Here is a 13796-nt window from a genome sequence, read left to right on the forward strand (position 1 = left end):
CCTGGCAAAGCCAGTTCTGCGGTATCCCTGGGGGGCGTGCGTTCTGGCTGAATCTGGGGTTTGGGTAGTTATCGTTTTTTAAGAGAAATCGGGCTATAGCGCATATACCTTCTACGCCTTTAGCTATTTATTTAGGAGCAACCATGTCTTCTGTCTTGATCCGAGGTGGTACGGTGGTCAACGCCGACCGCGCCTTCCGCGCCGATGTCTTGTGTGTCGACGGCCAGATCGTCGCCGTGGGCGACAACCTGATTGCCCCCGCCGAGGCCGAGGTGGTCGATGCCGGGGGCCAGTACGTCATGCCTGGCGGCATCGACCCGCACACCCATATGCAGCTGCCGTTCATGGGCACCACCACCATGGACGACTTCTACAGCGGTACGGCTGCCGGGCTGGCGGGTGGCACCACGACGATCATCGACTTCGTCATCCCCAACCCCAAGCAGCCGCTGATGGAGGCCTACCAAACCTGGCGCGGCTGGGCCGAAAAGTCCGCGTCCGACTACAGCTTCCACGTCGCCGTGACCTGGTGGGACGAGAGCGTGCACCGCGACATGGGCACCCTGGTGCGTGACGAAGGCGTGAACAGCTTCAAGCACTTCATGGCCTACAAAAACGCCATCATGTGCGACGACGAAACCTTGGTGAACAGCTTCAAGCGCTCCCTGGAGCTGGGCGCCATGCCCACGGTGCATGCCGAAAACGGCGAACTGGTCTACCTGCTGCAGGCCGACATGAAGGCCAAAGGCATCTTCGGCCCCGAAGCCCATCCCCTGTCGCGCCCGCCCGCGGTAGAGGCCGAAGCCGCCCAGCGCGCCATCGCCATCGCCAATGTGCTCAACGTGCCGATCTACGTGGTGCATGTGTCGTGCGCCGAATCGGCCGAGGCCATTGCCCGCGCCCGCGCTGCAGGCCAGCGCGTGTTTGGCGAGGTGCTGGCCGGGCATTTGACGGTGGACGACAGCGTCTACCGCAACCCCGACTTCGCCTACGCCGCAGGCCATGTGATGAGCCCGCCGTTTCGCAACAAGAGCAACCAGGATGCCCTGTGGCACGGCCTGCAGGCCGGGCACCTGCACACCACCGCCACCGACCACTGCACATTTTGCGCCGCGCAAAAAGCCGCAGGCAAAAACGATTTCTCCAAAATTCCCAACGGCTGCGGCGGCGTGGAAGAGCGCCTGGCCGTCATCTGGGACGAAGGCGTGAACAGCGGCCGGCTGACGCCCAGCGAATTCGTCGCCATCACCTCGGCCAACGCCGCCAAGCTGTTCAACATCTACCCGCGCAAAGGCTGCGTGGTGGCCGGGGCCGATGCCGACCTGGTGGTATGGGACCCGGCGGGCACCAAAACCTTGTCGGTCAAGACGCAAAAGTCGCTGGGCGACTTCAACATCTTCGAGGGCCGCACCGTCACCGGCGTGCCCAGCCACACCCTGAGCCAGGGCAAGGTGGTCTATGCCAACGGTGACCTGCGCGCCGAGCGCGGCGTGGGCAAGTACGTGAAGCGCCCGCCCTTCGGCCCGCAGTTCGATGCGCTGGCCAAAAAGACCGCGCTGCAAGCACCCTCCCCCGTCGCCCGCTGAAGCAGGAACCCGTATGCAACCCAATATTGAATCCTTGCGCATCAACGGCCCGCGCCTGTGGGACTCGCTGATGGAACTGGCCCAGATCGGTGCCACGCCCAAGGGCGGTGTCTGTCGCCTCACCCTCACCGACCTGGACAAACAAGGCCGCGACCTGGTGACCCGCTGGGCTACAGAAGCAGGCATGACCGTCACCATCGACAAGATCGGCAACGGCTTCATGCGCCGCCCGGGCCGCAACAACAGCCTGCCGCCCATCATGACCGGCAGCCACATCGACACCCAGCCCACCGGCGGCAAGTTCGACGGCAACTACGGCGTGCTGGCGGGCATCGAAGTGGTGCGCACCCTGAACGACCACGGCATCCAGACCGAAGCCCCCATCGAAGTCGCGTTCTGGACCAACGAAGAAGGCTCGCGCTTCGTGCCGGTCATGATGGGCTCGGGCGTGTTCGCCAAAGCCTTCACCCTGGAGCACGCCTACGCCGCCACCGACCTGGAAGGCAAGACGGTGCAAGGCGAGCTGGAGCGCATTGGCTACATCGGCCCGCAAGAGCCCGGCGACCACCCCATCGGCGCGTACTTTGAAACGCACATCGAGCAAGGTCCGGTGCTGGAAGACCACGACATCACCATCGGCGTAGTGCAAGGCGTGCTGGGCATCCGCTGGTTTGATTGCACCGTCACCGGCATGGAAGCCCACGCCGGCCCCACGCCCATGGCGCTGCGCAAGGACGCGATGCTGGCCGCCACCAGCATCATGCAAGACGTGGTGGCCGCGGCACACCGCCACCCGCCGCACGGCCGTGGCACCGTGGGCATGGTGCAGGTGTTTCCCAACAGCCGCAACGTGATTCCGGGCCGCGTGAAGTTCAGCATCGACCTGCGCAACAGCACCGATGCCCTGGTGGACCAGATGGCCAACGAGGTCAAAGCCTTCGCCGCCACCGTGGCCCAAGAGCACGGCGTGGACGTGAAGATCGAGATGGTCTCCAGCTATTCGGCCATAGGCTTCCACCCCGACTGCGTAGACGCCGTAGCCCGCGCCGCCGCCAAACTGGGCTACTCGAACATGCCCGTCGTGTCAGGCGCGGGACACGACGCGGTGTACATGGCGAAGCTGACGTCCAGCGGCATGATCTTCATCCCCTGCAAGGACGGGATTAGCCACAACGAGATTGAAGATGCGAAGCCGGAGCACATTGCGGCGGGGTGCAATGTGCTGTTGCATGCGATGCTGGAGCGGGCGGGGGCGGTTTGACGACTTGAATTATTCACCGACCCACTGGGCGCTATGAGGCGAGCGCATCGGCCTCTAGCGCCCATTTTTATTGCACGTGCAGCTCCTGAATTAGGAGCAGTTAAAAAACGAGGGCTTTTATCGAAAAATTCGTTCAGGGAGTGCGCCAAATGACTCGCCACACTAAACTCCACTTGGAAATTCACCTGACCCACTTTAGCTAAAACAAAAATGTCCGAAACAACCCCTCCAAAACTTTTTATTTCTTACAGTTGGTCGAACGCAGAACACGAAAATTGGGTGCTCGAATTAGCTAGATCGTTAGTAGAGTCGGGGATTGAGGTTCTACTAGATAAATGGCAGTTGCGTGATGGTCACGACTCCATTCGATTCATGGAGTCGATGGTGACGAATCAAGAAGTAAAGAAGGTTGTCATTTTGGCAGACAAGGTATACGTCGAAAAAGCGAATTCGCGCTCCGGTGGAGTTGGAACAGAGACGCAAATTCTCACCCCTGATCTTTATGGAGGGCAAAATCAAGACAAGTTTGTTCTGGTTGTTTGCGAGCGCGATGAAAATGGAAAGCCGTATATACCAACCTACTATAGAGGCCGCATCCACATTGATATGAGCCAAGAGGAAACCTACGCAACCGGACACGAGCAATTAATTCGATGGGTTTTCGACAAACCACTGCACGTCCGCCCAGAAATTGGGCCGCGGCCAGCTTTCCTTGACGAGCACTTCCAAATTGATTTAGGAACAGGTGCTACGGGACGTCGATGCTTAGACAATATTACTCACGGTCGTCCAGTTGCACTAGGTTCATTCAATGAATATTTAGATTTATTCCTTAGAAACCTGGAGAGGTTTCGTATTGAACGATCTAGCGACAAAATTTTCGATGAGCAAGTGAAACAAAGTATTGATGACTTCTTGCCTTTTAAAAATGAGATCACGAGAATTTTTAAAGCAATAGCGCAATATTCACATACTGGTGACTTTGGTGGAGCATTGCATCGTTTTTTTGAAAGAATGATTGTTTACACGATGCTCCGAGAAGGTGCTAACTCGTATCGCGACCAAGACTGGGATAATTATAAATTTATTACTCATGAATTATTCATTAGTGCCATAGCCATCTTCGTCCGCTATGAGCGCTTTGAATTTATTTCACTACTGACAACGCGACAATATACACTGCCAAAGAGTATTCGAGAAAGTAGGAATGTTTCAGTTAAAGGATTTGAAGCACTTAATTTTCATCTCACATCCTTTGAAGACAGAAAAAGGCGCTTGAGCATCAACCGCATATCGATTCATGCAGACATCTTGATCGAACGCACGAATGGCACTGACATTGAACCCCGTGACCTATGCCAGGCTGACTTCTTACTCTATGTGAAAGCATCAATTCACAAAGAGCGCTGGTTTCCAATCACTTGGATTTACATAGGCGAGCACAGCGGCGCATTAGATATCTTCGCACGTGCCTGTTCAGCTCAATACTTTGAAAAAGTGCTTGCTCCGCTATTCAACATCTCCAGCGTCGAGCCACTAATGACCGTTGCAACAAAAGGGCACCACTTCAGCGCCGGATGGCACACGCTAGATGTCTCCGCTTTAATCGGGCTAGATAAGCTCACTACCAAAGCTTAGACTGACTAGGGTTCATCGTGTCGCCCTGCCGGTGCTCTCCGCGATTGGGGTAGCTTGGCGACGATAGCAAACATCTACCGCGACGAGAGATGGGAAACCAAACTCAGCCCACCCACCGCCTCGCATCCTTCAGCAACAGCAGCAACTGCTGAGGCCGCAACGCCGAGCTTTCAAACCCGAACCGGGCATAAAACGCAGCGGCCTGCGCGTCGATGGGATGCGTCAGCATGGCGCGGATACCTGCTTGCTCGGCGATCAGCACGGTACGGCGGATGGCATCTTGCAGCAGGCCCACGCCCAGGCTTTGTTTTTGGTGGTGGATGGAAACCGCCAGTCGCGCCAGAACCACCACCGGAATCGGGTACTGGCCCATGCCTTTGCGCACCCGCTCGGGCGCTTCCAGCGTGTCGACCTGGCCGACGGTCAGGCTGTAGTAGGCGGCGATGCTTTCGCCATCCAGCACCACATAGGTCTTCGCAGAGCCGCTGGCCTGGCCTTGCCGGGCGTGGCGCAGCAGCCATTCGTTGAGCGCGGGTTTGCCGCAGTCAAACGGCTCCAAAACATGCTGCGCGGTTAACGGCTGCGGGCCGCGCAGGCTCACGGTTGTGCCCAGGGCGCAGGCCGAGAAAACAGGTCTTGCAGACCCGCGTTGTCTTGCGCAGGGCGGTCCAGCAAGGCCAGGAAATCCTCGTACTGCTGGCCCGACACGGTGAACAGGCGCTGGTCGATCAGGGTCTGCTCGGCGGCGCGGCAGGCGCTGTCCAGGATGTAGTCGGTCAGGGATTTATGCGCCACATCGGCGGCGCGGCGCAGCACCGCCTCTTGGGCCACGGTGGCACGTAGACCCAGGCGTGCGGAGCGGGCATTGGGGGCGACGGGATCGACAGGAGCAGCAAGCATGGCCTTACCTCGGGGAACCAAAAGAGGCCTCCATGTTAGTACAAACGACATACATTGTCTAATCTCTCTATGCCACCGCGCCGCATCTTTGAAAACGCCTATCCGATACATAAATTTTATTAGATCTCTATTTCCATAGTATTTAATTACCATGCAGGCTCGTGCAAGATCTTTGAGGCACGATGTAACAGCCAAGCCACCCCACACAACACCCAGGAGCTCTCCATGACCACCGAAGCCAAATGCCCCTTTCACCACGCCGCAGGCGGCGGTACGACCAACAAGGATTGGTGGCCTAAACAATTGCGCGTGGATCTGCTGAACCAGCACTCCAACAAGTCCCACCCGCTGGGCGAGTCGTTCGATTACGCCGAGGCATTCAAGAAGCTCGACTACAAGGCACTCAAGGCCGATCTGGTCAAGCTGATGACCGACAGCCAGGACTGGTGGCCGGCCGACTTTGGCCACTACGGCCCGCAGTTCGTCCGCATGGCCTGGCACGCTGCCGGCACCTACCGCACCCAGGACGGGCGTGGCGGTGGCGGGCGCGGACAGCAGCGGTTTGCGCCGCTGAACTCTTGGCCCGACAACGTCAACATCGACAAGTCGCGCCGCCTGCTCTGGCCCATCAAGCAGAAGTACGGTCAGAGCATTTCCTGGGCCGATCTGTTCATTCTGACGGGCAATGTGGCGCTGGAGTCAATGGGTTTCCGCACCTTCGGCTTTGCCGGTGGCCGCGCAGACGTGTGGGAACCCGACATGGACGTGAACTGGGGCGCCGAAACCACCTGGCTGGGCACCGACAAGCGCTTCAGCGGCGACCGGGATTTGGACAACAACCTGGCCGCGACCCACATGGGCCTGATCTACGTGAACCCCGAAGGCCCCAACGCCAGTGGCGACTACATGGCCGCCGCCAAGGACATCCGCGCCACCTTCTACCGCATGGCGATGGACGACGAAGAAATCGTCGCCTTGATCGCCGGTGGCCACACCTTTGGCAAATCCCACGGCGCGGCACCCGAGTCGCACAAGGGCCCGGAACCCGAAGGTGCAGGCATCGAGGCGCAAGGCCTGGGCTGGAACAGCAACTTTGGCAGCGGCCATGGCAAAGACACGGTGTCCAGCGGCCTGGAAGTCACCTGGACCACCACACCAGCGCAGTGGGGCAACAACTACTTCGAGAACCTGTTCAAGTTCGAGTGGGAGCTGATGCATTCACCTGCCGGTGCCAAGCAATGGGTGGCCACCAATGCGCCCGACATCATCCCCGACGCGCATGTCCCCGGCCTGTTCCACAAGCCCACCATGCTGACCACCGACCTGACGATGCGCTTTGACCCCGAGTTCGGCAAGATCTCCAAGCGCTTCCACGAAGACCCACAGGCTTTTGCCGAAGCCTTTGCCCGCGCCTGGTACAAGCTGACCCACCGCGACATGGGCCCGAAGGCGCGCTACCTCGGCCCCGAAGTGCCCCAGGAAGACCTGATCTGGCAAGACCCGCTGCCAGCGGCCACCTACCACCCCACCGACGCAGACATTGCTGACATCAAGTCGAAAATTGCCGCTTCCGGCCTGACGGTGAGCCAGCTGGTGTCGGTGGCCTGGGCTTCGGCCTCCACCTTCCGCGGTGGCGACAAGCGCGGCGGTGCCAATGGCGCGCGCCTGGCCCTGGCTCCGCAAAAAGACTGGGAAGTTAACCGCGTGGCGGTACAGGTATTGCCGACGCTGGTGCAGATCCAACAGGCAGCGGGCAAGGCCTCGCTGGCCGACGTGATCGTGCTGGCAGGTAGCGTAGGTGTGGAGCAGGCGGCCAAGGCCGTGGGCATCGCTGTGGAGGTGCCTTTTGCACCGGGCCGCGTCGATGCCACACAAGCGCAAACCGATGCCGAGTCCTTTGAGGCGCTGGAGCCCGCAGCCGATGGTTTCCGCAACTACAAAAAAGGCCCCATCGGTGCCGCCACCGAAGCCCTGCTGATCGACAAGGCCCAGTTGCTGACCCTGACTGCCCCCGAGCTGACCGCGCTGGTCGGCGGCCTGCGGGTCTTGGGTGCCAATGCCGATGGCGGCAAGCACGGCGTGTTCACCGACCAGGTGGGCGTGCTCAGCAACGTGTTCTTCGTGAACCTGCTGGACATGGGCACTACCTGGACGGCGGTGGATGGAGAAGGCGAAGTGTTCGAAGGCCGCGACCGCAAGACCGGCCAGACGAAGTACACCGCCACCCGGGCTGACCTGGTCTTTGGCTCCAACTCGGTACTGCGTGCGTACGCAGAGGTGTATGCCAGTGCCGACGGCCAGCAGAAGTTTGTGGCCGACTTTGTGGCGGCCTGGACTAAGGTGATGCAGCTGGACCGTTTCGACCTAGCCTAAGCGGCAAGGACTCGGGCTCTAGTGGCCTGTGTCCGAAGCGCCAGCATACTCCCCGGGCGTTGGTACGCTCGGGGATTTGGCTTTTGGGGGTATCGGCCTTTATGGGACCGGTGGGTGCGATTTCTGGCTTATGGCCAGAGTGGCGGGGGTCTGTGGTTTGCAGAGACTTCAGTGTAGGACCAGGCCACGGGCAGAATATTGCGTTATTGCCTTTAAATTCTTATTTATTGGCATAATATGCCAATTTTCTTAAGTATCAAGGCATCAACATGGTTTTAGACCGGTATGACAAGCAAATTCTGGAAATTCTGCAGGTCGACGGCCGCATCAACAACCAAGACTTGGCGGACCGCATTGGCTTGTCGCCATCGCCGTGTTTGCGCCGGGTGCGGGCGCTGGAAGAATCGGGCATGGTGCTGGGCTACCGGGCTTTGGTGGATGCCAAAAAACTCGGGCTGTCGCTGATGGCCCTGGTTCACATCTCCATGGACCGCCACACGCCGGAACGCTTCGCCAACTTCGAGGCGTCGGTGGACGTGTTGCCCGAGGTGCTGGAGTGCCTGCTGATCACCGGGCAGGATGCCGACTACCAAATCAAGGTAGTGGTGCGCGATATGGACCACTACCAGGATTTATTGCTCAACAAGCTGACGCGGATCGAAGGCGTTACCGGCGTGCACTCCAGCTTTGTGCTGCGCCGGGTGGTGGACAGGACCGCGCTGGCGCTGTACTGAAAACGCGCGCCGTTACGCCAGATGGCCTGCCCTGCCGTGCGGGTCTTTACTTCACCGTTTTCAGATAGTGCTGGATCGCCGCGACTTCCAGCGGCGTGGGTGGCTTGCCCTTGTCGGATTGGAAGCTCGCATCTTTCCAATGGGGCATGGCCTTGTCCAGGGGTTTACCGTGGTCGTCAATACCTTGGAGCACCGCACGTTGAAAGATCTTCAAGGACCATTTGCTGGCATCCCCCGCGAGGCGGGGGCCTTTGACGCCATCCAGCCCGCCTTTGCCGGTATCTCCATGGCAGGCCGCGCAGTTGGCGCTGTACAGTGCCTTGCCGTTCAGATCGCCAGGGCTGGCTTGGGCAATGGGCACCAAGCTTAGCGCTGACACGAAAATCGCCAGACCGGTCAGTGAATGCATCGCGAAGCCTTGGTGAGAGTGGACATTTAGTCTACATCCGCAGCACGCACCGTGGTTGCCCGATGGTGGCTGGCGGTGGTCAGCGGGAAGCCAGCGCGCTTCGCAACGCAGCGTTGTCCGCTTCCAACTGCAGCGCGCGCTGCTCTGCGGCCTCCAGTGCCTGCGTCAACCGCTGCACTTGCGCCGCCAGCCCATCCGCCACCTGGGTGACGCGCTCGCGCGTGCCGTCGCGGGTGTGCGCAAGCTGCGCGCTCAAGCCACCCAGCCAGCGCAGGATGTCCACCCGCGTCGTATCTTTGTGCAGCGGGGTTTGCAGCGTGGCCTTTTTGACGTCGGCCCTGCGGCACAGCTCCGACTGGGTGACGCGGCCATGGTTGAAGGGGTAGATGCCGTGGTGCGCCGCAATGTCAGCCTCGATGTCGCGCATGGCCTGGCGCAGCCGGGCCAGCGCTGCCTCGGTGCGGGCATGGGGTTTATCGGCGGGTGGCGAGGGAAGTAAAAGGTCAGCGGTCATGGCGGAAATTTATAAAAAATAGGCCTCTAGCGCATATGAAATCTACACTCATAGCTATTAATTGAATAGCAATTACCCCTTGCGCATGCATTTGAAGATCAGCACCCAAAAGCTCAAAATCAGCGAGGCCACGGGGAACTGCAGCGCGGTGGGCATGAAGTAAATGGCCAGCACGCCGGGAATCCACACGCACCACAGGGCCACCATCAGCGGCAGGTAGCGGCTGCTCAAGAACTCGGCCGACACCACACGCTTCCAGGTGCGGGCACGGTAGCCGTCATCGCGCCAGGCAAACAGGGCAATGACCGCAAAGTTGGTCATGGGCGAGTAGACAAACTGGTCGACCAGCATCTTTTTCGCAATGGTGGCAGCGTCATTACCCTCGCCAAACAGGCTGACCTGCAACGCATATAACAGGTCCACGGTGATGCCGATAGAGCCAAACACCAGAATGGCGTAGGCCATGTCGGCCCACTGGGTCTTGCGCCAGGGTTCTTTCAGCACCAGCTGGCCCAGGGCCTCGGGCACCAGCACAGCGAACGCGGCGTACGTGGCAAACGCAAAAGGGTAGCCCCCGGCCTGCTTTGCGCTGCCCCAGGTGGCCAAGCCCGCTTGCACGGCCGGGCTCAGCACATAGGCCAGGACCAATAGCGCCAGGCCGCACCAGAGCACCAGCCCCGGCAGCAGGTTGGCCCGGACCGCCGCACGGACCTGCTGCAGCGGTGTGGCGGGGAGCACGCGTTCCATCCGGCCTACTCGGCCAGTGCCAGCGCAGCCAGCTTCACCGCCCCTTCAAAACTGCGCGCGCCGCCAATGAACAGGTTCAGGTGGCAGAACACGCTGTCTTCCACGCCGGTCACTGCGGCCAGTTCCTGGTCGCGCAGACCGGCCCAACTGGCGGGCAGGTCTTTGCGGGTGTCGAAGGAGCCGGGCTCTACCGGCACGGTCTTGATCTGGTACTGGTTGCCGTCGGAGTCGGGGTAGATGACGAACAGCACCTCGGGCATTTCATCGACCACCACGCGGGTCCAGGGCATGCCACCCTCGCGCAGGTGCAGCACACGGCCACCGAGCAGGCGCGGGGCCTGGCGCACCGTGTCCACGGCGCGTATCTGCGCCACCTTCTTGCCGATAGCGTGGTCCAGAAACTTGCGGGTGATGGCGATAGCCTCGCGGAAGCGGGTTTCCAGCAACTGGGCCTTGGCGGCCAGGTCCAGGCCCTGCTCTTCCAGCCAATGGGTGTTGAGCTGGGCGACCAGGCTGGACAGGCCGAAGATGCCGGGGGCCACATCGCCCTGGCCAGTGTCCACGATGTCGAGGTACTGCACCAGGGAGTGGTCGATGGTGCCCACCACGCTGGCCACTGCGGTCTCGTCCAGCGTCTGGCCATGGCCCGCAGCCCAGGCGCTGACGTAGGCAGCACCAAAGGCCGACCACACCAAACCGGCGCTGGCGTAGCCCACACCGGGGACGGTGTGGCCATCGACCAGCCGGGCCGGGCGCGCGCCTTCGAAGCCGCGTTGGTGGTGGTCAAACCGGCCCGTGGCCGCGTCCCAGGTACCGCCCACGTCCACCACGTAGTCGGCGGTGGCGATGAGGTCTTTGTTGCGGGTGCGCAGCAGTGTGTACGATGGGAAAACCCCCATCAAAACGCCGACACCAAAAACGTCGTCGGCGTGGAAGGTGCCACTGTGCGTGGCGATGGTAGGGGTGGGGAGAGATGCGGTATCGGTCATGGGGTGATTTTACCGGCCCCCTAGGGCAAATAAGTAACAAAAACCACCCCTAGCGCATATAACACCTGCGCAAGCAGCTATATATTAAATAGCAAATCAGAAGTTGATCTTGGCGGTGTAGATAAAGCCATCCTGGTAGGTGGCCGAGCCCAGCTTGTTTTTGGCGTAGCGGTAGGTGATGCCGGTGGTGAATGCGGGGGTGGCGTTCCACCACAGCGACACGGCACCGTTTTGGGCAGTTTTGTTGGCGGTCACCACACCACCGTCACGGGCCATGACCAGGTAGTCGGACTTGCGGCCCATCTCGGTTTCGTGCCAGTTGGTGACCATGAAGGACTGGTCCATGGCCTTGAAGCTATAGCCCAACACCCAGCCGCCCATCAGGCCGTTGTACTGCGTGCCCAGGTCGGTTTTGGTCTCATAGTGCGCGACTAAAAACGGCTTGATCCAGAAGCCGCCGTTATAAATGGCGGTGCTCAGGCCGAGCACATTGTTCTGGTCGCGAAAGCCGTCGTCCATGAAGTTGTAGATATGGCCGTAGAGCTGCACCGGCAGGCCACCGGCTTCGGTCAGGTTGTAGTGGCCCACGACCTTCATGGCGTAGCGGCGGTCCATGGCAGAGTCGGCGGCGTTGTGGGCATCCTTGGTGGGGTTTTCCACATCGAAGAAGCCGTACACATCGCCCCACTTGCCGCCCGCGCCGCCTTCCAGTTCCAGGTAGGTGAAGTCTTTTTTTACCCCAAACGGACCTTTGCCGGTTTGGTTCAGCGTGTGGTCGCTCCAGGCCAGGTGGTTAACGCTGACGTTCTTGAACGACCAGTCGTCGTCTGCGTGCGCAGCGGGGGCCAAGGCAGCGGTAAAAGCGGCGGTATAGGCTACAGCGGCCAGAATTTTGGTAATGTGCATGGGTGGGTTCCAAGAAGAGTTTTAAGCCTGCAAACTATGCAAATGCCATGCCAAATACTTGGCGAAGCGGTCAGGTTTTTTTACCCCACGCGGTACCATCAAAAAGACCTAATAATTCACACCAGACTTACGCAGGTTCTCTGTGCGCCCAGTGGGCAAAACACAGGGAGCAGCGTAGGTCCTCACAACTTTGAACAAGCGATACGCACCATGCAACACGGCATTCTCGATAAACACATGGTCCAACAGCGACTGGGCCTGGATAGTCATTTTGAAGGCGGCTATTTCCGCCAGACCTTCAAGACCGAGCAGCAAAAAGTACAGACCGCACAGGGTGAACGCACCAGCATGACGGCCATCTACTACATGCTGACCGACGATTCTCCGGTGGACTGCTTCCATACCAAGCACTCGGCCGGTGTGCAGTGCTACCACCTGGGTGCACCGATCACCTACCACCTGATCCATCCCGACGGTCGGCATGAAACCGTCGTGGTCGGGCCAGATATTGCCCATGGCCAGGTATTGCAACTGACCGTGGAAGGCGGGGTGTGGAAGGCAGCGGAATTGCCCGCTGGCGAGTTCGGGCTGGTGACCGAAGTGGTCGCGCCTGGCTGGGAGCTGGAAGACATGGTGCTGCCCACGCGGCAGCAATTGGTGGACAAGTTCCCCCAGCATCGCGCGCTGATCACCCGCCTGACGGTGGCCAATTGATATGGCGACCCGTCCACTGCGCTGGGGTATTCTGGGCAGCAGCTTCATTGCCGAGGTGATGGCATCGGCAATCCAGAAAAGCCCGCATTCCCGCCTGCAAGCCGTCGCCGGGCGCGATGCGCAAAAGGCGCTGCCGTTCCAGGCCAAACACCGCATCCCTACACTGCACACAGAGATGGATGCCCTGCTGGCCGACCCCGAGGTAGATGTGGTCTACATCGCCTTGCCCAACCATGTGCACCACACCTGGTGCATCCGCGCAGCGGCGGCGGGCAAACATATCCTGTGTGAAAAATCGTTGTCTATCGACATGCCCAGCACGTTGGCGCTGCTAAGCGCCGTGGAGGCCCATGGCGTGTTTTTTGTCGAAGGCCTGATGTACCTGGCGCACCCGTTCATGGCGCGCTTGGTAGCGGTGCTACAAGACGGGCGCTTGGGCGCACTGAAGTCCATCTCGGCGCACTACACCGCAGATATCTGGCAAGTGGTTAACCCGGCCGGACGGGGTGCGATTTACAACCTGGGGTGCTACCCGATTTCGCTAGTGCATTTGGTGGTGCAGACCCTGCTGGGTGCCGATGCATTCCAGACCCGCCGCAGCTGGGGCAGCGGCACGGTTTCGGCGCACGATGGCAATGTGGCGGAGGCCATGCTGGGGCTGCGCTTTGACAGCGGTGTGCTGGCCAGTGTGTACACGGCCGAAACCTACGGCATGGGCCCGGCCTTTACGGTGGTGGGCACGCAGGGCACTTTGCAGTGCACCAGCAATCCGTGGCTGCCTACGGCGGATGACAACACCCTGCTGTGGACGCCTTACGAAGGCAGCCCCGAACACATGAGCGTGCAGGCACAGGGCGATGCCTTCGACTATCAGGTGCGCATGGTCGAAGAACACATCGGCCAGCGCCACCGCACGGCAGCCCGCCCATCGCCCCGGCCCCAAGACTCGCTGGAAATCATGGCGCTGCTCACGCAGTGGGAGACGCATGTACGGGGCGGATAGTACGTAGCGAACCGTGCGGGGT

14 protein-coding genes are annotated in these 13796 nt (G+C 60.2%); 7 read left to right on the forward strand and 7 right to left on the reverse strand.

All coding sequences use genetic code 11. The annotated features are described in order from the left end of the window. The first annotated feature begins 143 nt into the window (after positions 1 to 143). The 3 genes from hydA (at position 144) to AC097L_RS07465 (ending at position 4485) form a co-directional block, all read left to right on the forward strand. Positions 144 to 1586: a dihydropyrimidinase gene (gene hydA / locus AC097L_RS07455; protein WP_479585631.1), complete on the forward strand. Its 1443-nt coding sequence runs from the start codon at positions 144 to 146 to the stop codon at positions 1584 to 1586. A gap of 13 nt (positions 1587 to 1599) precedes the next feature. Continuing rightward, the gene (locus AC097L_RS07460) at positions 1600 to 2847 is read left to right on the forward strand and encodes a Zn-dependent hydrolase (protein ID WP_479585632.1); all 1248 of its coding nucleotides are present in this window, start codon (positions 1600 to 1602) and stop codon (positions 2845 to 2847) included. A gap of 210 nt (positions 2848 to 3057) precedes the next feature. Continuing rightward, complete coding sequence (locus AC097L_RS07465) at positions 3058 to 4485, forward strand: SEFIR domain-containing protein (RefSeq protein ID WP_479585633.1); 1428 nt, start codon at positions 3058 to 3060, stop codon at positions 4483 to 4485. Between the two features lie 103 nt (positions 4486 to 4588). Here the strand turns inward: AC097L_RS07465 and AC097L_RS07470 are convergent, their stop codons facing one another. Beyond that, positions 4589 to 5086: a GNAT family N-acetyltransferase gene (locus AC097L_RS07470; protein ID WP_479585634.1), complete on the reverse strand. Its 498-nt coding sequence runs from the start codon at positions 5084 to 5086 to the stop codon at positions 4589 to 4591. Further along, positions 5083 to 5385, reverse strand: a complete 303-nt coding sequence (locus tag AC097L_RS07475; protein WP_479585635.1) for a type II toxin-antitoxin system TacA family antitoxin — start codon at positions 5383 to 5385, stop codon at positions 5083 to 5085. Before AC097L_RS07475 ends, AC097L_RS07470 begins: the two co-directional genes overlap by 4 nt. A 225-nt stretch (positions 5386 to 5610) precedes the next feature. Here AC097L_RS07475 and katG point away from each other — a divergent pair, with 225 nt between their 5' ends. Both katG and AC097L_RS07485 read left to right on the forward strand, forming a co-directional pair. Next, positions 5611 to 7758, forward strand: coding sequence for a catalase/peroxidase HPI (gene katG / locus AC097L_RS07480; protein ID WP_479585636.1), 2148 nt, complete (start codon positions 5611 to 5613; stop codon positions 7756 to 7758). 269 nt (positions 7759 to 8027) lie between these two features. After that, positions 8028 to 8492: an Lrp/AsnC family transcriptional regulator gene (locus AC097L_RS07485; RefSeq protein ID WP_479585637.1), complete on the forward strand. Its 465-nt coding sequence runs from the start codon at positions 8028 to 8030 to the stop codon at positions 8490 to 8492. A 46-nt stretch (positions 8493 to 8538) separates the two neighbouring features. Here AC097L_RS07485 and AC097L_RS07490 read toward each other — a convergent pair whose 3' ends face one another. The 5 genes from AC097L_RS07490 to AC097L_RS07510 form a co-directional block, all read right to left on the reverse strand. Beyond that, positions 8539 to 8901: a c-type cytochrome gene (locus tag AC097L_RS07490; RefSeq protein WP_479585638.1), complete on the reverse strand. Its 363-nt coding sequence runs from the start codon at positions 8899 to 8901 to the stop codon at positions 8539 to 8541. A gap of 79 nt (positions 8902 to 8980) precedes the next feature. After that, positions 8981 to 9415: a hypothetical protein gene (locus AC097L_RS07495; RefSeq protein ID WP_479585639.1), complete on the reverse strand. Its 435-nt coding sequence runs from the start codon at positions 9413 to 9415 to the stop codon at positions 8981 to 8983. 72 nt (positions 9416 to 9487) lie between these two features. After that, positions 9488 to 10162: a hypothetical protein gene (locus AC097L_RS07500; protein ID WP_479585640.1), complete on the reverse strand. Its 675-nt coding sequence runs from the start codon at positions 10160 to 10162 to the stop codon at positions 9488 to 9490. Between the two features lie 5 nt (positions 10163 to 10167). Beyond that, positions 10168 to 11151 carry an MYG1 family protein gene (locus AC097L_RS07505; protein ID WP_479585641.1) on the reverse strand — a complete coding sequence of 328 codons (984 nt, stop codon included), beginning with the start codon at positions 11149 to 11151 and terminating at the stop codon, positions 10168 to 10170. Between the two features lie 96 nt (positions 11152 to 11247). Further along, entirely contained in the window at positions 11248 to 12057 is an 810-nt protein-coding gene (locus AC097L_RS07510; protein WP_479585642.1) for an outer membrane protein OmpK, read from the reverse strand. A 210-nt stretch (positions 12058 to 12267) separates the two neighbouring features. On the opposite strand from AC097L_RS07510, the gene AC097L_RS07515 reads away from it, so the two are divergent. Beyond that, entirely contained in the window at positions 12268 to 12771 is a 504-nt protein-coding gene (locus tag AC097L_RS07515; protein ID WP_479585643.1) for a cupin domain-containing protein, read from the forward strand. Between the two features lies 1 nt (position 12772). Next, the gene (locus AC097L_RS07520; RefSeq protein WP_479585644.1) at positions 12773 to 13774 is read left to right on the forward strand and encodes a Gfo/Idh/MocA family protein; all 1002 of its coding nucleotides are present in this window, start codon (positions 12773 to 12775) and stop codon (positions 13772 to 13774) included. Positions 13775 to 13796 lie beyond the last annotated feature (22 nt).

This window comes from Rhodoferax sp. RT5P35, assembly GCF_056521385.1.

What these genes read in the sequence shown, in the direction of transcription:
- AC097L_RS07495 (WP_479585639.1), bottom strand. Translation starts at nt 9,415, where the DNA reads ATGACCGCTGACCTTTTACTTCCCTCGCCACCCGCCGATAAACCCCAT.
- AC097L_RS07505 (WP_479585641.1), bottom strand. Translation starts at nt 11,151, where the DNA reads ATGACCGATACCGCATCTCTCCCCACCCCTACCATCGCCACGCACAGT.
- AC097L_RS07475 (WP_479585635.1), bottom strand. Translation starts at nt 5,385, where the DNA reads ATGCTTGCTGCTCCTGTCGATCCCGTCGCCCCCAATGCCCGCTCCGCA.
- hydA (WP_479585631.1), top strand. Translation starts at nt 144, where the DNA reads ATGTCTTCTGTCTTGATCCGAGGTGGTACGGTGGTCAACGCCGACCGC.
- AC097L_RS07520 (WP_479585644.1), top strand. Translation starts at nt 12,773, where the DNA reads ATGGCGACCCGTCCACTGCGCTGGGGTATTCTGGGCAGCAGCTTCATT.
- katG (WP_479585636.1), top strand. Translation starts at nt 5,611, where the DNA reads ATGACCACCGAAGCCAAATGCCCCTTTCACCACGCCGCAGGCGGCGGT.
- AC097L_RS07510 (WP_479585642.1), bottom strand. Translation starts at nt 12,057, where the DNA reads ATGCACATTACCAAAATTCTGGCCGCTGTAGCCTATACCGCCGCTTTT.
- AC097L_RS07460 (WP_479585632.1), top strand. Translation starts at nt 1,600, where the DNA reads ATGCAACCCAATATTGAATCCTTGCGCATCAACGGCCCGCGCCTGTGG.
- AC097L_RS07515 (WP_479585643.1), top strand. Translation starts at nt 12,268, where the DNA reads ATGCAACACGGCATTCTCGATAAACACATGGTCCAACAGCGACTGGGC.
- AC097L_RS07490 (WP_479585638.1), bottom strand. Translation starts at nt 8,901, where the DNA reads ATGCATTCACTGACCGGTCTGGCGATTTTCGTGTCAGCGCTAAGCTTG.
- AC097L_RS07465 (WP_479585633.1), top strand. Translation starts at nt 3,058, where the DNA reads ATGTCCGAAACAACCCCTCCAAAACTTTTTATTTCTTACAGTTGGTCG.
- AC097L_RS07485 (WP_479585637.1), top strand. Translation starts at nt 8,028, where the DNA reads ATGGTTTTAGACCGGTATGACAAGCAAATTCTGGAAATTCTGCAGGTC.
- AC097L_RS07500 (WP_479585640.1), bottom strand. Translation starts at nt 10,162, where the DNA reads ATGGAACGCGTGCTCCCCGCCACACCGCTGCAGCAGGTCCGTGCGGCG.